Origin of the sequence: Methylophilus sp. Q8, from assembly GCF_000800115.1 — a bacterium.
Taxonomy (GTDB): Bacteria; Pseudomonadota; Gammaproteobacteria; order Burkholderiales; family Methylophilaceae; genus Methylophilus.
This window is the reverse complement of record NZ_JUHE01000001.1, coordinates 375523-395654: the sequence shown is the minus strand read 5'-3', so window position 1 is coordinate 395654 and position 20132 is coordinate 375523. Positions and strand designations below refer to the sequence as shown.

At 50.1% G+C, this 20132-nt stretch carries 18 protein-coding genes; 11 read left to right on the top strand and 7 right to left on the bottom strand.

Features of this window, described 5'->3' with window-relative positions:
* Nucleotides 1-26 precede the first annotated feature (26 nt).
* Entirely contained in the window at nucleotides 27-290 is a 264-nt protein-coding gene (locus GQ52_RS02010; RefSeq protein ID WP_047514698.1) for a hypothetical protein, read from the top strand.
* A 9-nt stretch (nucleotides 291-299) separates the two neighbouring features.
* Here the strand turns inward: GQ52_RS02010 and GQ52_RS02005 are convergent, their stop codons facing one another.
* The 4 genes from GQ52_RS02005 to gpmI form a co-directional block, all read right to left on the bottom strand.
* A complete protein-coding gene (locus GQ52_RS02005) occupies nucleotides 300-728 on the bottom strand; it encodes a hypothetical protein (protein WP_047518468.1) in 429 nt (142 codons plus the stop codon).
* A 143-nt stretch (nucleotides 729-871) separates the two neighbouring features.
* A complete protein-coding gene (locus GQ52_RS02000; RefSeq protein ID WP_047514695.1) occupies nucleotides 872-2080 on the bottom strand; it encodes a C2 family cysteine protease in 1209 nt (402 codons plus the stop codon).
* A 260-nt stretch (nucleotides 2081-2340) separates the two neighbouring features.
* Nucleotides 2341-3630: a murein hydrolase activator EnvC gene (locus tag GQ52_RS01995; protein ID WP_235272921.1), complete on the bottom strand. Its 1290-nt coding sequence runs from the start codon at nucleotides 3628-3630 to the stop codon at nucleotides 2341-2343.
* 110 nt (nucleotides 3631-3740) lie between these two features.
* Nucleotides 3741-5291, bottom strand: a complete 1551-nt coding sequence (gene gpmI, locus GQ52_RS01990) for a 2,3-bisphosphoglycerate-independent phosphoglycerate mutase (protein WP_047514689.1) — start codon at nucleotides 5289-5291, stop codon at nucleotides 3741-3743.
* Nucleotides 5292-5437: 146 nt separating this feature from the next.
* Here gpmI and GQ52_RS01985 point away from each other — a divergent pair, with 146 nt between their 5' ends.
* The 4 genes from GQ52_RS01985 (at nucleotide 5438) to GQ52_RS01970 (ending at nucleotide 7773) form a co-directional block, all read left to right on the top strand.
* Nucleotides 5438-5848 carry a rhodanese-like domain-containing protein gene (locus tag GQ52_RS01985; protein WP_047514686.1) on the top strand — a complete coding sequence of 137 codons (411 nt, stop codon included), beginning with the start codon at nucleotides 5438-5440 and terminating at the stop codon, nucleotides 5846-5848.
* Between the two features lie 38 nt (nucleotides 5849-5886).
* A complete protein-coding gene (grxC, locus tag GQ52_RS01980; protein ID WP_047514683.1) occupies nucleotides 5887-6144 on the top strand; it encodes a glutaredoxin 3 in 258 nt (85 codons plus the stop codon).
* Between the two features lie 96 nt (nucleotides 6145-6240).
* The gene (gene secB / locus GQ52_RS01975; protein WP_019881488.1) at nucleotides 6241-6717 is read left to right on the top strand and encodes a protein-export chaperone SecB; all 477 of its coding nucleotides are present in this window, start codon (nucleotides 6241-6243) and stop codon (nucleotides 6715-6717) included.
* Nucleotides 6718-6780: 63 nt separating this feature from the next.
* Nucleotides 6781-7773: an NAD(P)H-dependent glycerol-3-phosphate dehydrogenase gene (locus tag GQ52_RS01970; RefSeq protein WP_047514681.1), complete on the top strand. Its 993-nt coding sequence runs from the start codon at nucleotides 6781-6783 to the stop codon at nucleotides 7771-7773.
* A gap of 63 nt (nucleotides 7774-7836) precedes the next feature.
* Here the strand turns inward: GQ52_RS01970 and GQ52_RS01965 are convergent, their stop codons facing one another.
* The 3 genes from GQ52_RS01965 to groES all read right to left on the bottom strand — a co-directional run bounded on the left by GQ52_RS01965 (nucleotide 7837) and on the right by groES (nucleotide 10664).
* Nucleotides 7837-8451: an FKBP-type peptidyl-prolyl cis-trans isomerase gene (locus GQ52_RS01965; protein ID WP_047514678.1), complete on the bottom strand. Its 615-nt coding sequence runs from the start codon at nucleotides 8449-8451 to the stop codon at nucleotides 7837-7839.
* Between the two features lie 241 nt (nucleotides 8452-8692).
* Nucleotides 8693-10330, bottom strand: a complete 1638-nt coding sequence (gene groL, locus GQ52_RS01960; RefSeq protein WP_019881495.1) for a chaperonin GroEL — start codon at nucleotides 10328-10330, stop codon at nucleotides 8693-8695.
* 46 nt (nucleotides 10331-10376) lie between these two features.
* On the bottom strand, nucleotides 10377-10664 hold the full coding sequence (gene groES, locus GQ52_RS01955; RefSeq protein WP_019881496.1) for a co-chaperone GroES: 288 nt from the start codon (nucleotides 10662-10664) through the stop codon (nucleotides 10377-10379).
* 450 nt (nucleotides 10665-11114) lie between these two features.
* Here groES and GQ52_RS01950 point away from each other — a divergent pair, with 450 nt between their 5' ends.
* From GQ52_RS01950 to GQ52_RS01925, 6 genes are all read left to right on the top strand, one after another.
* A complete protein-coding gene (locus tag GQ52_RS01950) occupies nucleotides 11115-11789 on the top strand; it encodes a response regulator transcription factor (RefSeq protein WP_047514675.1) in 675 nt (224 codons plus the stop codon).
* Nucleotides 11782-13044 carry a HAMP domain-containing sensor histidine kinase gene (locus GQ52_RS01945; protein ID WP_047514672.1) on the top strand — a complete coding sequence of 421 codons (1263 nt, stop codon included), beginning with the start codon at nucleotides 11782-11784 and terminating at the stop codon, nucleotides 13042-13044. Before GQ52_RS01950 ends, GQ52_RS01945 begins: the two co-directional genes overlap by 8 nt.
* Nucleotides 13045-13154: 110 nt before the next feature.
* Nucleotides 13155-15323, top strand: a complete 2169-nt coding sequence (locus tag GQ52_RS01940; RefSeq protein ID WP_047514669.1) for a TonB-dependent siderophore receptor — start codon at nucleotides 13155-13157, stop codon at nucleotides 15321-15323.
* Nucleotides 15324-15885: 562 nt separating this feature from the next.
* On the top strand, nucleotides 15886-18210 hold the full coding sequence (locus GQ52_RS01935; RefSeq protein ID WP_047514666.1) for an FdhF/YdeP family oxidoreductase: 2325 nt from the start codon (nucleotides 15886-15888) through the stop codon (nucleotides 18208-18210).
* Between the two features lie 76 nt (nucleotides 18211-18286).
* Nucleotides 18287-18514, top strand: a complete 228-nt coding sequence (locus GQ52_RS01930; RefSeq protein WP_235272920.1) for a hypothetical protein — start codon at nucleotides 18287-18289, stop codon at nucleotides 18512-18514.
* 83 nt (nucleotides 18515-18597) lie between these two features.
* On the top strand, nucleotides 18598-20052 hold the full coding sequence (locus GQ52_RS01925) for a PLP-dependent aminotransferase family protein (protein ID WP_024929523.1): 1455 nt from the start codon (nucleotides 18598-18600) through the stop codon (nucleotides 20050-20052).
* Nucleotides 20053-20132: the final 80 nt, after the last annotated feature.

Here is a 20132-nt window from a genome sequence, read left to right as displayed (position 1 = left end):
GTTTTTATTGTGTTAGAAATGTTGTGATGAAATATTGTTCTATCGTTGTCTTATCTTTTTTGTGTGCTGTTTGCCTGGTGGGTTGTGAGCATGAAGCTTCAACAACCGAGCAGCCTGTGAAGCCGTCAGCAAATACCAATGCAGCCGAAACTCCCTCGGCTGGCGGCTATGAGCCTAGCGCAGATGAGCGCGTCCCTGGTATCACCATGTCGCAAGAAGAACTGGATCAAATTTATGCCGAAGCCAGACGTAACATGCCATTGCCGGTGATCCCTGAGGATGCGCGCTAGGCATCCATATCAGGGCGTGTGCATATAGGTTTCATAGTGGTCGACGCATTGCGTGAGTTGCCTGGCGAAAGACTCCACATCCCCGGTCAATATTGCAGTTGTGCTGTCAGCGTGTTTAGCCGTACTGGCATCCATGATCTTTTGCTGCCCGGCATAGAGCATCAATGAATGGATGCCTGCGCCGGTATCTGCAGATAGCGCTGGGCGGATGGCCTGCCGTGGCATGGCCACCAGGTGGTAGTCTTGAATCCATTGTGCCAGTTGCAGCATGATGTCTGCTGCTGGCTCCTGCTCTACGTCGGCTAGTGTCTCGTCATAGCTGGTGATAACCAAATGGATCCTTTCGGCATCAACCGTCAGCGCGAAGCTGCGATGGTAAGGTGGTGGCACGGATGCGCCCTGATAGCGGTAAATCAAGCGTGTAATTTTCGGTGTCATTGACGGCTTCCTTTCGCTACCCGGCAGCAATGGCAGTGTTAGCAGTAACAGGATGGTTACGATTCGCAAAATGATGGTCTGGCGATGATGGCCTTTACCAGCCACGCTGGTTGCACGTGGCTGGTAAAGACATGCCTCATTATTTATACCACGACACCTGAGCCGGCAAAATATTGCTGGAAGGTACTCGCCTTCATGGCAAACACACCGTTGCTATTGAGGGGGATACTGGCCGAGAACGATATCTGGTAGGCAGACCAGTTACCTGACAGCGTATCCAGCACGGCATGATGCGTGCCCCACGGATTGCGCAAGACGATGTATTTTTCACCGTCAACATATTGCCAGCCCAAAATCGAATACGCATGATTGCCGACCACTTTGGCTGTGCTGTAATTGGTCCCGGCGGGGGAGGAGCCATAGGTCCAGGCTACCATCGGGTTAACCGTACGTCTGCTGAGCGAATGGCTACGGACAAATGTCCACAAATCATCGCCGGTTTTGCCACTATGACTGACATAAGTCTTTTCACCGCTGATGATTTCGGCACAGGCATTCACCGGATCGCCGCCGGCGATGGCCGGATAGTTGGGAAAGTCTGTACTATTACTGGTCCGCCATTTTGCGTAGGCTTTTTCCATCACAGCTGGCCAGGTTTCGCCTGCATCCAGTGAGCGCGCGTAGATCCAGTTGTGCGCAGGCTTGCTGACTGGCACCAACTCTGTCACTTCCACGGCTTGTGCCTCCCCGGCCCCGTTTTTATAAAAATTGACCTTGTGTATCGGCTGTTCCTCATTGCCCCAGGCTGAAGGGCGGGTCATATTGACGATGGCATATGGTCTGGCCCAGGCGACCGACGCCATGGCGGCTATGAAATAGCAGTCGCCCAATACGCCTTGTATTGGGTCGTTGAGCTCGGCCACATCTTCAAAGTAGTCGCCCATATCTACCCAGTCTTTGTCTGGAGGTGTCCATGGCGTACTGGCAATGGCCGTGCGTAACACGGCGGTATTAATCATGATCTCAGAAAGCACCACCGATTTTCTGATGGTGCCCAGGCGCAAACGTTGTGCACCGATAGATCTGGTGGCAACAGGACTTTGGGTTTGATAGAAACGGTTAATCCTGTCTGCAGTTTGTGCTTCAGATAGCACCTTCAGACTACCGTCGGCGGAAAGTTCAGCATCTGGCCTGAGGATGGGGTTACGCAGGTCAAAGATTTTTTCTGCGCTGACGCCTAAAATCTCCGCCAGCATGACTTCAGGTTCGGCGACTTGCTCCCAGTTGATTTTCTTTTGCGCAATCACTTCTGCGGCGGCATACGGATTAATGACTCCAATATTCACTTCCATGGCTATTCTCCTAAACGACTGTTTGTATAAACGAACGAGGTTAAGTTGATTGCTAGGGTCATGAGCGCTGGTGCGCCCATTGCCTTCCGGATGTTTTCCGGACATTTGATGGTATATGAATACGTTAATAAATAATAATTAAATTTAAATTAATTTATCATTTTTGGGTTGAGTATTTAGCTGGAGACAAAAATAAACCACCTCTTATCTCAGGTGGTCATTTACGTGGGTGCTGGTTTGCGAGTGAAGAGTGCGCGGTGCTAGCGCACAGTGCTCCATTGCAGGGGATCAAAAGGAATACTGTTGCGGCGCAGTTCGTAGTAGACGCCGTTTTCGGCATTGCCGCCGCTGTTGCCGACGGCGGCAATAGTGTCGCCGGATTTGACGCTTTGTCCAGAAGACTTATACAAAGCCTCATTATTGCCATACAAACTCATATAGCCGTTGCCGTGATCGACCACGATCAGGTTGCCAAAGCCGCGCATCCAGTCGGCAAAGACTACTTGGCCGCCCGCCACGGATTTGACCTCGCTGCCTTCTTTGGCGCGGATGAAAATGCCTTTCCAGCTGACGCCCGTGTCTGCGCGTGCAGTGCCGAAACGGTTAATAACATCGCCACGTACCGGCAAGCGCAAGCGACCGCGCAATTGCGAGAAGTTTTCTTTATTGGCGTTGTATTCGGGTAAGGTTTCATTTTTAGCAACGACTGTGTTGTTTGGTGTATTGCTTTCGCTGTCATCGACATTGGTCTGGGGAGCGCGTTCAAAGGTGCGTCCGCCAGATTTTTTCTTGCTGCGTGCCAGTTCAGCGGCTTTTTTCGCGGCCGCTTCTTTTTCGCGTTTGGCTTTGGCCAGTGCTTCCTGCTCGCGCTTTTTCGCTTCGGCCAGCAGGCGCTGGAACAATTGTGACAAGGCTTCTTCGTCTTTTTTCAGACGCACCATTTGCTGTTCTTGCGTTTCAATTTGCTTGGAAAGCTCGTTCAGTGCCTCAGTCCGGCGTGATTTTTCACCTTCCAGTTTTTGCGTCGTTTCACTGTATTGATTCGCCAGGCGCTCGGTTTCATGCAGTTGCTCTGTGGTGGCCGAGCGTACGCGGTCTATCGCTTCCTGGTTATCTTGCAATGACTGAATTTGCTGCTGGTGAGCCGCCGTCAGGTAGCCCAGGTATTTGAGGTTGCGCGTGGTGTTAGCCGGGTCTTGTTGCTGTAATAACATTTGCAGCGGACTGTTATTGCCATGGCGGTATTGCTGATTAAGCTGTTCGCTCAGCGTGTGGCGCTGCTGATTGACCTGGCGCTGCAGTAATGACAATTGCTTTTGCAAGTCTTGCAGTTTGCCACGATTGTCCTGTTGCGCATCCTGAATTTCGCGCAGCTTTTTACGTGAGCTGCTGATGGCGGTTTCTGAGGCTTTTAACGCCTCATGTGCATCCTGCTTGGCCACGCGTGAGGCTTTGAGTGCATTGGCTAATTGCTGGATTTTCTCTTTGACTTGCTCCAGATCGCCCTTGGTGGTTTCGGTTTTGTCATTGGCCGCTGCGTGCACAGGCATAGGTAAGCTGCTTGCACACAAGACAAGGCACGCAGCCAAGGCTGCACACAGTCGTTTGGGCTGTGGGTAAGCAATCATGCTGAAATCAGGCATGCACCAGGCGAGCCAGTTTAGGCTGCTGCATTGAGGGTGATCAGGTTTTTACCGGTCATTTCGGCCGGTTGCGGTACCCCCATTAATGACAACAAGGTCGGTGCAATATCAGACAGCGCCCCTTCTGGGGTAATGTGCCCGGCACGGCCAATGTAAATAAACGGCACCAGGTTGGTAGTGTGTTGGGTGTGTGCCTGGTCGCTGGCGTGGTCAAACATGCTTTCGGCATTGCCATGATCAGCGGTAATAATGACTTCTGCGCCCATTTTTTGTGCCGCAGCGACTACGCGCCCAACACAGGTGTCCAGGGTTTCTACCGCTTTAATCGCTGCCTGCAGGTTGCCGGTATGGCCTACCATATCGCCGTTGGCATAATTACAAATGACTGCCTGGTATTGCTGGGATTCAATCGCCGTCACCAGTTTGTCGGTGAGCTCGTAAGCGCTCATTTCCGGTTGCAGGTCATAAGTCGCGACTTTAGGCGACGGCACCAGGATGCGGTCTTCGCCGGTAAACACGGTTTCTTCGCCGCCATTAAAGAAAAATGTCACGTGCGGATATTTTTCAGTCTCGGCGATACGCAGCTGTTTTAGCCCAAGATTAGACACGTATTCGCCAAAGGTATTAGGCACCGTAAACGGTGCAAATACTGGTTCGGCCAAGGTTTGGTTTTTGTCATATTGTGTCAGCGTAAAATAGTGGCTGAAGCGCGGCACACGGCTACGTTCGAAACCGCTAAATTGTGGGTTGAGCAGGGCATCTGTCAACTGGCGGGCACGGTCACTCCTGAAGTTCATAAACACCAGGCAGTCACCATCTTCCATCCGGACCGGTGCTGCATCCACTGCACGGATGGCGGTGCATTTTACAAACTCATCGCTTTCTTCACGTGCGTAGGCTTGCTGCAAAGCCGTCAGGCTGTCAGGCGCGACATAGTCAGAAGTGCCATTGACCAGCAGCTCATAAGCCACTGATACACGCTCCCAGCGCTTGTCCCTGTCCATGCCATAAAAACGGCCGCCAACGGTGGCGACTTTGCCCACACCCAGTGCGCTCAGGTGGTCTTCCAGTGCTTGCAGATAGGGTTGCGCACTCTTTGGCGGCGTGTCGCGGCCATCAAGGAAGGCATGTACATAGACCTTGCTCAGACCTTGTTGCTTGGCCATGTCGAGCATGGCATGAATATGTGGCTGATAGCTATGTACACCACCGTCAGACAGCAACCCTAGAATGTGCAAGGCTTTGTCATTTGCTTTGAGTGCCTGCATGGCATTCACCAGGGCAGGCAATTTGAAAAACTCACCGCTGCTGATGCTGTTATTAATGCGTTCAAAGTCTTGAAAGACGATACGTCCCGCCCCAATATTCAAGTGACCGACCTCAGAGTTGCCCATCTGGCCATCTGGCAAGCCGACGTAATGCTCCGAGGCATTGATCAGCCCGTGCGGGTAAGTGGCCTTTAATCTGTCCAGGTTCGGGGTGTTGGCTTGTAACACGGCATTGAATTCAGTGGTCTCGCTGTGACCAAAACCATCGAGGATAAGCAAAATGACAGGTTTGATTGACATGGCTAACAGTCTTTAAAGTGGTGACGGAACGTCGAATTGATGAATTCGTCTATTATAATCGCAACCGCAGGCGACGCATACCCGAAGGGGCTGGTGCTTTATTCAATCGTGCTGCTAATCATTAAGCTAAGAGGGCGAGTGTACAAGTGGAGTTTTTAAAACAAAATGTATTGTTGATCGGTCTGGCAATCGGTTCGGGCCTGGCCTTGCTATTGCCGATGTTGAGTCGCTCTGTGGCTGGTATCACTTCGCTCTCGGTAACTGAAGCCGTGATACTGATGAACCGTAAGTCTGCGCTGGTGCTGGACGTGCGAGAGCCTGACGAATTTGCCCAAGGCCATTTGCAAGGGGCGCGCAATGTGCCGTTATCGCAATTGTCTGAGCGCCTCAAAGAGCTGGAAAAGTTTCGCGATAAACCTGTGCTGGTTGTTTGCCAGCGTGGCAGGCGTGCGCATACCGCCGCCAAATTGCTCAAAGCGCAACAGTTTACGACTTTGAATGTACTCAAGGGTGGCATGCTGGCCTGGATAGAGGCCAAGATGCCGAGCAGTAAATAAACAGCATTGCAAGCAGGCATGTTTTTAAAAGGAATTGTATGGCTAAAGTCGTGATGTATACCTCCGCAGTATGCCCTTATTGCATCAATGCGGAGCGCTTGTTGAAGAACAAGGGCGTGACCGAGATTGAAAAAATCCGCGTCGATTTACAGCCGGAATTACGGGTTGAAATGATGGAAAAAACCGGTCGCCGTACCGTGCCGCAGATTTTTATTGGCGAGCAGCATGTAGGTGGCTTTGATGACTTGCATGCGCTTGATGTACAAGGCGGCCTGGACCCATTGCTGGCTGCTTGAAACACATTGTTTTTTGTCACAAAAAACACATAGTCATGCCGGGGATGTCCGGTTAGAATAGCGGCTTTGTGTATTGATAATTATTAAGGATAATTCATGGCTCAGGATTCACAGAACCAAACAGAACAAAACGCAGCGCCGATTTTCAGCATTGAAAAGCTGTATGTACACGATGCTTCGATTGAAGTGCCAAATGCGCCTGCTATTTTCACTGAGCGTGCTACTCCGCAAATCAATGTAGAGTTGGGCAATAATGCACAGCAAGTCGAAGAAGGCATTTTCAATGTCTCTATCAAAGTGACCGTGACCGCCAAAATCGAAGACAAAACAGCTTTCCTGGTGGAAGTTAACCAGTCTGGTATTTTTGCGATTCGTAACGTGCCGCAAGAAAACATGGAGCCTATCCTGGCCGTGGCTTGCCCGAACATTCTGTTCCCATATGCCCGTGAAGCGATTTCTGACATGGTGACACGCGCCGGCTTTATGCCTGTGTTGTTGAACCCGATCAACTTCGAAGCGCTTTACCTGCAACAGCAGCAACAAGCAGCCCAGGCTGCTGGCGCACCTAACTAATTTTTTATCTTAAAAAGTAAGTTACCTGTGACTTACTTTTGTCTTTTATCTGGATAAAGCCAAATGAGTAAGGTCGCCGTTCTTGGTGCTGGTGCCTGGGGCACAGCGCTCGCCATGCATATCGCCTTACAGCACGACGTCGTGCTGTGGGCGCGTAATAGCGGGCATGTCTCCGGTATGCGCAAGGCGCGTGCTAATCCGCTCTATCTGGGCGACTTTGCTTTTCCTGAAAAGCTTACGGTTGAAGACGACCTGGCTGCAGCTGTGGCAGGATCTGACCTGATTTTATCTGTCGTGCCTACAGCTGGCTTCCGGCCAATCTTGCAACAGCTTAAGGCCTTGGGTATCACGCAGCCGCTGATCTGGGCCAATAAAGGGCTGGAGCCACAAACGGCAAAATTGCCATTTGAAGTGGCACAAGAGGAGCTGGGTGCGGATTATCCATGGGGCGTGTTAAGCGGTCCCAGTTTTGCCGCTGAGCTGGTTCGTGGCTTGCCCACAGCCATTACGCTGGCGGCGAATCACCGGGAGCTGGCACAACAGGCTGCGCAACTCATACACGGTGGTTGCTTGCGCGTGTATGACAGTGTGGATGTGGTGGGTGCTTCTGTCGGTGGGGCGGTCAAAAATGTGATGGCGATCGCCGCAGGGATCTCGGATGGCATGGGCTTTGGTAACAATGCACGTGCCGCCATGATTACGCGCGGCCTGGCTGAAATTACCCGTTTTGGTATGGCCTTGGGTGCCAAAGCGGAAACGTTTATGGGGTTAGCAGGCGCTGGCGACCTGATCCTGACCTGTACCGGTCAATATTCACGTAACCGTGAAGTTGGCTTGCAACTCGCTTCTGGCAAGTCACTTGAAAGCATACTGGCAGGTTTAGGGCACGTGGCTGAAGGCGTGAATACTGCGCGCGAAGTGATGCGTCGTGCTGAGACGATAGGCGTTGAAATGCCGATTACCTTTGAAGTCAATCAATTACTGACCAACCATAAATCTGCACAGGAAGCTGTGACGGCTTTATTGGGTAGAGGGCAACGCCAGGAGTCGGTTTAGTCCCTTTTCTTCGCACAAATAAAAAAACCAGACCCAAGAGGTCTGGTTTTTTTATCGTAAAACTTACTCAATATCTAACAATTCTACTTCGAACACCAAGGTCGCATCCGGACCAATCACCGGGCCGCTGCCATTTGCGCCATAGGCGAGGTTGGATGGGATTGTCAGCTCAAACTTGCTGCCTACATTCATCAATTGCAAGCCTTCTACCCAGCCTGCGATCACGCCAGTCACCGGGAAAACAATCGGTTCACCGCGGTCATAAGAACTATCAAACACCGTGCCGTCGATCAGCGTGCCTCTGTAATGCACTTTGACGCGGTCGCTGGTGGTTGGTTTTGCGCCACTACCAGTCACCAATGATTTATATTGCAGACCACTGGCCGTCGTTGTCACGCCTTCTTTTTTTGCGTTGTCTGCCAGATAGGCTTCGCCCTCGGCCTTGTTTTTCGCATGCGCAGCCATTTGCCTTGCCTGGCTCTCTTGTTGTACCTGCTCGACTGCGCTTCTTTTTTCGTCATCAGTTAAGCGGGACGCCTGACCGGACATGACATCTTTCACTGCGAGTGCGACCACTTCTGCGTCCAGTTCGAGGCCATCATTTTTAAGTTGATGTGCCAGGTTTTCACCGACGATATAGCTTAAGCGTTGGGTGAGTGAGTCTAATTGAGTTGCCATGATGTGTTCTTTCGTTATTTAAATAGCACGCGTGGATGCGTGTGTGAAACAGTGATTTAATCCATCATTATGACGGAGAGTCGTTGATAAAACAAAACCCGCTTTTGCGGGTTTTGTTTTAATGCTGCTTAGGGCATTTCAGCAAGTTAAAGCGATGAGTGCAAGGCGCGTATCCGCAGGCAGTACAATAAGTACGACAAGGATATGCAACGCAGCAATCACCGCTTTAGCGACGCTGAAATTACATCATGCCGCCCATGCCACCCATCCCGCCCATATCCGGTGCAGATGGTGCATCTTCTTTAGGCAGCTCAGCAACCATGCAGTCAGTCGTCAGCATCAAGCCAGCGACTGAAGCTGCATTTTGCAGTGCAGAACGTGTCACTTTGGTTGGATCCAATACGCCCATTTCAACCATGTCGCCATAGGTTTCGTTAGCCGCGTTGTAACCGTAGTTGCCTTTACCAGCAGCTACGTTGTTTACGACTACAGATGGTTCAACGCCAGCGTTTTGAGTGATTTGGCGCAATGGCTCTTCAACTGCACGCAGAACGATTTTGATACCAGCATCTTGATCCAGGTTGTCACCTTTCACTTTAGCAATCGCGTCACGGGCACGGATCAGTGCAACACCACCGCCAGCCACAATGCCTTCTTCAACGGCAGCGCGGGTTGCGTGCAATGCATCTTCAACGCGGGCTTTTTTCTCTTTCATTTCGATTTCAGTCGTTGCACCAACCTTGATCACAGCCACACCGCCAGCCAGTTTGGCTACGCGCTCTTGCAGTTTTTCACGGTCGTAGTCGCTAGACGCTTCTTCGATTTGTGTTTTGATCTGGCCGATACGGGCTTTGATGGCTTCTTCGTTACCTGCGCCGTCGATAATGATAGTGTTTTCTTTACCCACTTCGATGCGTTTTGCCTGGCCCAGGTCATGCAATTGTACCGCTTCCAGTTTCAGGCCCACTTCTTCAGAGATCACAGTACCACCGGTCAAGATCGCGATGTCTTCCAGCATGGCTTTACGACGGTCACCGAAACCAGGCGCTTTAACAGCGGTCGTTTTCAGGATGCCGCGGATGTTGTTCACCACCAGGGTTGCCAATGCTTCGCCATCAACATCTTCAGCGATGATCAACAATGGACGGCCCGCTTTCGCTACTTGCTCCAATGTTGGCAGCAGGTCACGGATGTTGGATACTTTTTTGTCGTGCAATAACACGAAAGGATTGTCCAGCAACGCGATTTGGCGCTCTGGATTGTTGATGAAGTATGGAGACAGGTAACCACGGTCAAACTGCATACCTTCAACCACATCCAGCTCGTTGGTCAGGCCTGAACCATCTTCAACAGTGATCACGCCTTCTTTACCCACTTTGTCCATGGCATCAGCAATGATCTGGCCAACGGAGGTGTCGGAGTTAGCAGAAATAGCACCTACTTGTGCGATTTCTTTGCTGGTTGTACATGGTTTGGATTGTGCTGCCAGATCTGCAACGGCTGCTTCAACCGCTTTGTCGATGCCGCGTTTCAGGTCCATTGGGTTCATACCGGCGGCAACAGATTTCATGCCTTCACGGATAATGGCTTGTGCCAATACAGTTGCAGTCGTTGTACCGTCACCAGCGATGTCATTGGTTTTAGAAGCAACTTCTTTCACCATTTGTGCGCCCATGTTTTCGAATTTGTCTTTTAATTCGATTTCTTTAGCGACTGATACACCATCTTTAGTGATGGTAGGTGCGCCGAAAGAACGCTCCAACACCACGTTGCGGCCTTTAGGGCCTAAAGTCACGCGTACTGCGTTAGCCAATACGTTGACACCATTTACCATTTTTTGGCGAACGTCATCACCAAATCTTACGTCTTTAGCTGCCATTTAAATTCTCCTAATTCAATATTAGATAAGGGTGGTTGTGAGTCAATTACTCAACAATCGCCATGATGTCTTCTTCACGCATCACCAGCAGCTCTTCGCCGTCGACTTTAACAGTCTGGCCGGAGTATTTGCCGAACAACACTTTGTCGCCGACTTTTACGTCCAAAGGAATTGCTTTGCCGTTGTCGTCTTTTTTACCATTGCCTACTGCCTGCACCACACCTTGATCTGGTTTTTCGGTAGCGCTGTCTGGAATCACAATGCCAGAAGCGGTTGTGCGCTCTTCAGCGGCGCGTTTAACGATCACTCGATCATGCAATGGACGAATACTCATGAATGTCTCCTTGGAGTTTTCTTAAAGTGTTATAAGGGTGAAATTAAAACGAATTTTTAATCAATGCGGTACGCATTTTAGCACTCACGTACCTTGATTGCTAATTGGGGATAGAGTTTTTTGATTTCAAGAGTAATCACGTAAATTTTTTACGGATTTGCAAGCTTTGCTCAATGTCGATGCGTTGATGGCAATTACACGTCAGTTTCTACACTTTTAAGAATGTGGCAGAAGTAGGTTTTCTATTGAGCATTTTGCAATTTAAGTCTTATTCTCAATTATACTAATATGTCATTAATCAATATGACCGATGCCATGATTGCGCGAGTCGGTCAAAGGATGTAGTCACTTTTGAACTGCATAAACATCTATTCTGAATTTTCTTCGATTATGTGCATCCCTGGATCTTGCAAAGAAAATGAACTTGCCTCAAGGGCCTGAAGGTGAAATATGCGCATATTAGTGATTGAAGACAACAAAGATATTTTGGTCAATATCGTAGATTATTTCGCCAAAAACCATAAGGTTGATTGTGCCCAGGATGGGCTGACTGGATTGCACCTGGCTGTTACTCAGGAGTTCGATTTAATTATTCTTGATGTGATGCTGCCTGGTATCGACGGTATACAACTCACCAAACGTTTGCGCCAAGATGGTAATCGTATGACGCCGATTATCATGCTGACGGCGCGTGATACCTTGGATGACCGTCTCAAAGGCTTTGAATCCGGGGTGGATGATTACTTGGTCAAACCCTTTTCACTATCAGAGCTGGAAGCCAGGGCGCTTGCCATTTATAAAAGAGCAAATGGGCTGGTGCGTACCAAATTAGTCGTAGATGACCTCATTCTTGATCTTGAAACCCTGACCGTTAAACGGGCTGGTGTCACCCTGAAAATTCCTCCGCTTGGATTAAAGCTTTTAGAGCTTTTGATGCAGCATAGTCCGAACGCGGTAAAGCGTAGCTATTTAGAGGAGCATTTTTGGAATGATGTTTCTACGCGTGGGGACAACCTGCGGGCGCATATCCATCAACTGCGCTCCGAAATCGATAAGCCATTTGATCGCTCTTTGGTGCATACGATTCATGGGATTGGATACCGCATTGGTTTAGCCAATGAGTAAAATTTCAATCAGATCACGTATTGTGATCGCATTTACCTTGATTGCCTTGTTTGTTGGTGGGGCCTTTACCCTGGGAATTCATAGCATTTTCGACTCAACGGAAGATAAGTTGATGTCGATTGCCATGGATACCAAGCTTAGACTGATTGTTACCAATTCATCTCACTCTAATGAAACCTTAAAAGAGCTAGGTTTGCATCTATATTCATCGGAGTATCCGGATCCGGCCATCCCGAAATATCTGAGTAGTGTGCCGGATGGATTTAGCGAGATCAAGAAAAAGCCTGTCACCTACTTTGTCTATCGCCAAACGATCAATGGTCATGATTACATCCTGGTGCAAGACCAAAGCCTGTTTGAAAATGAGTTTGAATATAATGTGTTTTTTGCCTTGCGTTCAGGGTTCTTGTTCACTGTGCTAGTGGGTGGTTTGTTCGGATGGCTGTTAGCCCGTCAAATTCTTTCCCCCATCGTCAAACTGTCTCACGTTTTTTCTCAAAGAAAACAACAGCCATTAGGCGAGCGCATCATTGCCGAAGAGTTCTCTGATGATGAAATTGGCAGTCTTGCCCAGTCTTTTGAAGACGCGTATACCAAGATTAAAGATGCTTTATGGCGGGAACGCTTGTTTACCAGCGATGTTAGCCACGAGTTCCGCAGTGGCTTAATGATTATTTCGTCCAGTTGTGAGTTGCTATTGCAGCACCGCAGCAAAGAGGACGCTGATTATGAAATGATTGATAGAATTGCGCGTGCGAGTTCAGAAATGCAGCAATTACTGCAATCCCTGCTCATGATTGCGCGTGCAGAGCGTACGGTTGTGAATCCCAGCAGCACGCAAACGCTGGCGCAAATTAGCCAGGAGGCATTTAATCGCTGGCAGCTCGACTTCTCAAGAAAGAAGATTGCGTTTAGCCTGGTGAAAAAAGGCGCGCTGTCTGATGAAAAGGTTAATGCAGATTTATTGTTAGCCGTGCTGTCTAATCTGCTCAGAAATGCCTTGAATTATACAGAAAGCGGTAACGTAAGGATTGTCCTGAACGAGTCCTCAATCTCGGTGGTGGATACCGGGGTTGGCATTGACCTCGATCAGCAACATCAGGTATTAAAGCCTTTTGTGCGTGGCAGTGCGCTGCCCCTGGATGGGTTGGGACTGGGGTTATCCTTGATTCAACGCATTTGTGAGAACCAGGGTTGGCGTCTTAGCCTGCATTCAGAGCCAGGCCGTGGATCAACATTCACGATCAGCTTTTAGAGTGTTCACAAAAAAATCACAAAATACCAACGGAAACTTCATTCCCAGTTAATTATTATTCAAGAAATGAGATTTATTCTCATTCCAGTATAATGATTAAGGGAATATAAATGCATCACACACAATCTTTCCGCATGCGGCCGCTAGCCGCCATCGTTGGAATCCTATTTGCGAGCACACAGCCTGTGTTAGCCGAAGAGGTACAAACACTGCCTGATGTTAATGTCTCAGGTGTTAAAGAGCAGCCAATCACCAATGGTTACGTCACCAAAAAGTCCAGTACATCGACTAAAACAGCAACCGATCTGATTGATATACCACAGTCGATCACTGTTTTTAATAAACAGCAGATGAAAGATCAGGCTGTACAGAATCTTGGCGATATCGTTCGCTACACCCCAGGCGTGGGAGCCGCTCAGGGTGAGGGGAACCGCGAAACCTTTATCTTCCGCGGTCTCGCATCTACGGCGGATTTCTTTCAAGATGGCGTGAGAGACGATACACAATACTATCGTGATCTTTACAACATTGAGCGCGTAGAGGTTTTAAAAGGCCCTAACGGCATGATTTTTGGTCGTGGCGGTGCTGGTGGCCTGATTAACCGTGTCACTAAAGAAGCCAATTGGGATACCCTGCGCGAAATAGGATTGCAATATGGTTCGTTTGATCAAGCACGTGGTACTGTTGATTTTAACCAGGCCATTAATGATGTTGCCGCCTTCCGACTCAATGCCATGTACGAGGATGGTAACAGTTATCGTGACGGTGTGAGTCTGGAGCGTAAGGCGATCAACCCAACGGTCACCATTAAACCGTCTGATAAGACTAAAGTCGTTGTCGGCCTTGAGTACTTCAAAGACGACCGGATTGCAGATCGCGGTGTTCCGTCACTGGGTAATCGTCCAGTAAGTACGAATAACTCAACATTTTTTGGTAGTGCGAAATTAAGCCCAACGCATACCGAATTGACCGCTTTCAATGTGTCATTCGAACACCTGTTTGATAATGGTATCACCTTGAAAAACCGTACTCGCTATGCCGATTACAATAAGTTTTATCAAAATGTGTTTGCAAATGGCCCAGTCACGGCTGCTGGCTTAGTCAGAATTGATGGTTACAACAATGCCACAGATCGTCAAAACCTGATTAACCAAACCGACCTGATTTTTAATTGGGATACAGGCTTTATCAAGCACGAGTCGGTTGTTGGCGTAGAGTTGGGGCGTCAGCGTACTTCAAATTACCGTGAAACTGCCTTCTTCAATAATACGAACGCGACTCAAACAAACGTCCCTGTTGGTAATCCAATTGTGACCGTGCCTGTGACATTCCGTCAAAATACTGCCACTACCAGTGATGCAGATAACTACGTGCAAAATGATACTTACGCAGCATATTTCCAGGATCAGATGAAATTTAATGATCAGTGGTCTGCCATCGCCGGTTTGAGATATGACCGTTTCAACACCGACTTCACGAACTACAGATTGGCTGCCACGAATGCTAACCACAATATCAAGACGCGCGATGACTTGTTTTCTCCACGTGTAGGGTTGATTTACAAGCCAGTAGAAAATCTGTCGGTGTATAGCAGCTATACCATCAGCTATGTGCCGCGTGCTGGCGAGCAGTTGGCCAGTTTGACGGCTGTGAACAAATCATTCGATCCTGAAAAATATAACAATGTTGAAGTGGGTGTGAAGTGGGATTATTCACCGGCATTGTCGTTGACTGCTGCGGTATATAAGCTGGAGCGTAACAAGATTGCAGTTGCAGATCCTGCCAACCCATCCACCAATCAAATTCTGGTCGATGGTCAACAGACCAAAGGGATTGAGCTGGGTATTAATGGTAAGTTGACTGACGCCTGGAGTGTTGCCGGTGGCTACGCATACCAGGATGCAGAGTTTACCAAGACGCAACCCAATGCCACTGCCGGCAATGTGATTCCTGCAGGTGCAGACGTTGCAATGGTGCCGCGTCACACCTTCTCGTTGTGGAACCGCTATGACTTCAATGAAGTTTGGGGCGCAGCATTGGGTGTGATCAGTCGCACAGAAATGTACGCAGCAGCACCGACTGTTTCAACGAGTGTGACATTGCCTGGGTATGTGCGTTTGGATGCGGCAGTGTTTGCGCAAGTGAATAAAGATTTGCGTGTGCAACTCAATATTGAGAACTTGCTGAACAAAGACTACTACCTCTATGCACACAATAACAACAATACGACGCCAGGTTCGCCATTGGCTGCACGTTTGTCAGTGATTGCCAATTTCTAAGTAAAGCAAGCACACCTCCCCAAGTTCACGCTTGGGGAGGCAATCAGGGCATTTCTGTCTTATGACAGGCACAGCGCTTCAACCTGCCATGATTGATCTGGTGCACTTATTTGGCCCTTCATCGGTAAGTATTTTCCACGCCCATCCCTCTTTGTAGTGGGGTGGGCGTCTTGTTTTTAGGTATTCAGGCAGTGCCTCAGCATTTAACACGTCCCGACCAGGCTGATGGTCGTTATTGTTTGGCGACACCAGCAATCTTGGCCGAATGACGTCTTTTAGTTAAATGACAGGCAAAAAAGTGCATGGTCATCCCTAAAGAACTGGATCGTGCTGACGAAATTAAGACGAAGGTCTTTAACGCACATGCTCTGTAAATGAAATGCGATGAAACAGTCCGCATCAATACTGGCATCTGTGCTTTTTTGGAGTACAACTGTACTCTAAAAATTACGCGTTTCTGTATCTGGTTTCCTGGTGTTGCTTGCCTTAGGATGGCAATCAACGTCATTCCGCATTCATACACTGGCAATGGTTCATCTGTGCCAGTTCACCGTTAGAGACTATGTCGCAACCAAAAGCTTCCATTAAGCCCTATCACCACCCAGCCGCCGGTTGGGGGGCGTTAAAGCAAGTCGCTGCGCAACTGGCGCTGCAAAAGATTCCTGTGAAAGGCATCATGACTTTGCTGGCCCAAAACCAGCCGGATGGCTTTGATTGCCCGGGTTGCGCCTGGCCAGACAAAGAGCACACGTCTACTTTTGAGTTTTGCGAAAATGGGGTGAAAGCCGTCGCGGCAGAGGCGACCAATAAGCGTACGCCACCAGCGTTTTTTGCCAAACACACGGTGACCGAGCTGATGGGCTGGGGCGATTTTGAGCTGGAAAACGAAGGTCGTTTGACGCACCCGATGCGTTATAACGCCACCACAGACAAGTACGAAGAAACTTCCTGGGATGACGCTTTTGCATTGATTGCCTCACATTTGAATGCGCTGGCCGACCCGAATGAGGCAATTTTTTATACTTCTGGCCGTGCCGCCAATGAAGCAGCGTTTTTGTATCAGTTGTTTGTGCGCGAGTTCGGCACCAATAATTTCCCGGATTGCTCCAATCTTTGCCACGAATCTACCAGCATGGCGTTGCCGCCAACCGTGGGGATCGGCAAGGGGTCGGTGACTTTACATGATTTTGAGCATACCGACACCATCCTGATTTTTGGCCAGAATCCGGCCACCAACCATCCGCGCATGCTGGGTGAGTTGCGCGAAGCCGCCAAGCGTGGCGCACGTATTGTGGCGATTAACCCGCTGAAAGAGCGTGGCCTTGAGCGTTTTGCCGACCCACAAAGTCCGTTTGATATGCTGTCTTTCAAAGGCAGCAAAATCAGTGATTTGTTTATTCAGCCTAAATTGGGTGGTGACCTGGCACTGATTAAAGGCATGATCAAGTTCGTGATCCAGTGGGATGACGAAGCGATCAAGCATGGTGCCGAGCGTGTAGTCGACCTGGAATTTATCCAGCAGCATACCAATAACTTTGAAGCGATTGCCGCAGATGCACGCGAGGAGAGTTGGGATGTGATTGTGGAAGAGTCCGGCGTGCCCTTGGCGCAGATTGAGGAAATCGCACGGATTTACGCTACAGGTGATCGCGTGATTGCTACCTGGGGCATGGGCATTACCCAGCACAAGCATGGCGTCGCCACGATTAAAACGCTGGTAAACCTCATGTTGTTGCGTGGCAATATCGGCAAAGAGGGCGCAGGCCTGTGTCCGGTGCGCGGCCATAGCAATGTACAGGGCAACCGCACTGTGGGCATTTATGAAAAGATGCCAGTGGAGTTTCTCGAAAGCCTGGAGCGCGTATTTGATATCAAGGTGCCGAAAACGCCAGGCTATGATGCCGTAGGCGCAATTCACGCCATGCTAGAAGGTAAAGGTAAAGTATTCTTTGGCCTGGGCGGTAATTTCTCGATTGCGACGCCAGATACAGACCGCACCTGGGAAGGCATGCGCAATTGCGATTTGACCGCGCATGTGACAACTAAGCTCAACCGTAGCCACCTGGTGCATGGCAAGGAAGCGCTGATCTTGCCATGCCTGGGCCGTACCGAGATCGACACGCAGGAAACTGGTGCACAGGGTGTGACGGTGGAAGACTCCATGAGCATGGTGCATATCTCTTATGGCATGAACAAGCCCGCCTCGCCGCAATTGCTCTCCGAGCCAGCCATCGTGGCGCGCTTGGCCCATGCCACGCTTAAGCGCAGCAAGACGCCATGGCTGGAGTACATCAAGGATTACAGCAAAATCCGTGATGTGATCGAGCAGACCATGCCGGTGGCATTCAGAGACTACAACGAGCGCATCAAGCACCCGGGTGGTTTCCGTATGCCGGTGCCTTCCAGCGAACGACTCTGGAACACGCCTTCTGGCAAGGCCGAGTTCACGCTACAGGCGATTCCGCGTCATTCACCTATCCATCAGGCCCGCGAGCAATATGGCGACCAATTGTTTGTACTGATGACCACGCGTTCGCATGACCAGTACAACACCACCATTTATGGCATGGATGACCGCTACCGTGGCGTATTTGGCCAGCGCCGCGTGATCTTTATGAACCCGGTAGATATTGCACGCATGGGCTTGCAGGTGGGTGACTGGATTAACCTGGTCAGCGTGTGGCAGGATGGTATCACCCGTCGGGCAGACAAGTTCCTGGTGGTGTCATACGATATTCCGCAAGGTTGCCTGAGCGGTTATTACCCGGAAACCAATAACCTGGTACCGCTGGAAAGTGTGGCCGATGATTCACGCACGCCAACCTCCAAGTCTATTCCGGTGATTATCGAAAAAACCACTGCACCAGAGGTCGCCAATGCTGCTTGAGCATGATGTGGATCACGTATCGGCGCCGGATGACGTGCTCTCGAATTGTGTCCCGTTGGACAGAAGCACAGTGTTGATGTTGAGTATCTTGGAGTTGTTGCATGCAGAGCAGGCGCAAGGCCGCACACAAGTTTCACTGGCCGTGATTTGCAAGCGCCTGGATATTCGTATGAGCACCCTGCAACGCCTGATGACCGCATTAAGCGAACAGGCGCTGGTGGAGGTGTTGATGCAAAAAGACCGCCTGGTGGCTAGCTTGACCAGCAGCGGTGAAGAAGTTTCCCTGGCGTTGCAAGCGGCCTGAATCTTAACACTTCCGCTCAGCCGCCTGCTACAGGCCTGACGTATAATGGCAAGCATCACAACTCCTTTCTCCGCTTGGCTACCATGAAGCTTTATGTCTCGTTTGCTGCCCGCATACGCGCAATGATCGATGAAGGCGTATTGCGGCCGGGAGACAAGGTGTTCTCGGTGCGGCAAGCCAGTCAGAAATACGGGCTCAGCATTAGCACGGTGTTGCGTGCCTATTTGCAACTGGAGCAGGATGGCATTATCAGCAGCCATCCACAATCAGGTTACTACGTCACGCCGCGCAAGCGCTTGCAGCAAAAACAGGCGTCGCCATTGGCGAAAGACCTCAATTTATCTGAGGTAGATGCCAGCAAGCTGGTGCTCACTACGCTTAAATCTATTCGCGAATTCGGTACCGTACCTTTGGGCTCGCCGTTTCCGGATCCGCAGCTATTTCCACTCAAACGTATCCACCAATATGAAAAAGCCCTCACTGATGACGAGGGGGAATGGGGCGTGCTCAGCGATTTGCCGCCTGGCAACGAGATGTTGCGCCAGCAGATTGCCCGCCGTTACCTGGCTAATGGTATGGATGTATCGCCGGACGACATCGTGATTACGCATGGCGCGACTGAAGCCATTACCTTATGCCTGCAGGCCGTGGCCAAGGCGGGTGACACGATTGCGCTGGAATCGCCAGGCTATTATGCGCTGGCGCATACTGTCGAGCGGCTGGGCATGAAAGTGGCCGAAATCCGTACTGATGCAGCGTCTGGCATCGATTTGGATGCCTTGCGTGCCGTGGCTGACAATGTACGTCTTTCAGCGGTAATCCTCACCACCAACTTCCAGAATCCGCTGGGATTTGTGATGCCTGACGAGAAAAAACAGGCGTTAGTCGCATTTCTGGCGGAGCAGAATATTCCGTTGATTGAAGATGATGTGTATGGCGAGTTGTACTTCAGTGACGAGCCCCCTTTGCCTGCCAAAGCCTTTGATCGCGCGGGCATGGTGTTGCATTGTTCGTCATTTTCCAAATCGCTGGCGCCAGGTTATCGCGTGGGTTGGACGGCGGCTGGCCGTTATCGGCAGGAAGTGGAGCGCCTGATGTTCCTCAATAGCCTGTCACTGACATCGGCACCGCAGATCGCGATTGCCAAGTTTATGCAGCGCGACAGTTTTGAACAGCACCTCAGGCAATTGCGCCATACACTGCGCTCGCAATATGTACTTATCCGCAATGTGATAGAGCAGAGTTTTCCGGCGGGCACGCAGTTGTCTGTGCCCAAAGGCGGTTATGTCATCTGGGTGAAATTGCCACCAGCACTGGATGCACTGGAGTTGTATCGTGCCGCGATCAACAATGGCATCACTGTGGCACCCGGGACGATTTTCTCCCGTAAGAAAGAGCTTACCCACTATATCCGTCTTAATTTTAGCCATTTATGGACATTGGCGATTGAGCAGGCCGTGCGCGATGTTGGCGCACTTGCGCGCGACATGCTGGCTGCGGAGAAGCCGGGCCCAGATAACATGCGGGGGAGTGAATAGCCTGTCGTGAGTGTTGATCTTGATGCAATCAAATTCAACCGCAAGCGCCGGAGTGTTTAGCGCTGCATGATGGTATATCG

Coding starts and splice junctions, on each gene's coding strand:
- GQ52_RS01930 (WP_235272920.1), top strand. CDS start 18,287: ATGTTGAGTATCTTGGAGTTGTTGCATGCAGAGCAGGCGCAAGGCCGC.
- GQ52_RS01950 (WP_047514675.1), top strand. CDS start 11,115: ATGCGCATATTAGTGATTGAAGACAACAAAGATATTTTGGTCAATATC.
- GQ52_RS02010 (WP_047514698.1), top strand. CDS start 27: ATGAAATATTGTTCTATCGTTGTCTTATCTTTTTTGTGTGCTGTTTGC.
- groL (WP_019881495.1), bottom strand. CDS start 10,330: ATGGCAGCTAAAGACGTAAGATTTGGTGATGACGTTCGCCAAAAAATG.
- gpmI (WP_047514689.1), bottom strand. CDS start 5,291: ATGTCAATCAAACCTGTCATTTTGCTTATCCTCGATGGTTTTGGTCAC.
- grxC (WP_047514683.1), top strand. CDS start 5,887: ATGGCTAAAGTCGTGATGTATACCTCCGCAGTATGCCCTTATTGCATC.
- groES (WP_019881496.1), bottom strand. CDS start 10,664: ATGAGTATTCGTCCATTGCATGATCGAGTGATCGTTAAACGCGCCGCT.
- GQ52_RS01945 (WP_047514672.1), top strand. CDS start 11,782: ATGAGTAAAATTTCAATCAGATCACGTATTGTGATCGCATTTACCTTG.
- GQ52_RS01970 (WP_047514681.1), top strand. CDS start 6,781: ATGAGTAAGGTCGCCGTTCTTGGTGCTGGTGCCTGGGGCACAGCGCTC.
- GQ52_RS02005 (WP_047518468.1), bottom strand. CDS start 728: ATGACACCGAAAATTACACGCTTGATTTACCGCTATCAGGGCGCATCC.
- GQ52_RS02000 (WP_047514695.1), bottom strand. CDS start 2,080: ATGGAAGTGAATATTGGAGTCATTAATCCGTATGCCGCCGCAGAAGTG.
- GQ52_RS01935 (WP_047514666.1), top strand. CDS start 15,886: ATGTCGCAACCAAAAGCTTCCATTAAGCCCTATCACCACCCAGCCGCC.
- GQ52_RS01995 (WP_235272921.1), bottom strand. CDS start 3,630: ATGCCTGTGCACGCAGCGGCCAATGACAAAACCGAAACCACCAAGGGC.
- GQ52_RS01965 (WP_047514678.1), bottom strand. CDS start 8,451: ATGGCAACTCAATTAGACTCACTCACCCAACGCTTAAGCTATATCGTC.
- GQ52_RS01940 (WP_047514669.1), top strand. CDS start 13,155: ATGCATCACACACAATCTTTCCGCATGCGGCCGCTAGCCGCCATCGTT.
- GQ52_RS01925 (WP_024929523.1), top strand. CDS start 18,598: ATGAAGCTTTATGTCTCGTTTGCTGCCCGCATACGCGCAATGATCGAT.
- secB (WP_019881488.1), top strand. CDS start 6,241: ATGGCTCAGGATTCACAGAACCAAACAGAACAAAACGCAGCGCCGATT.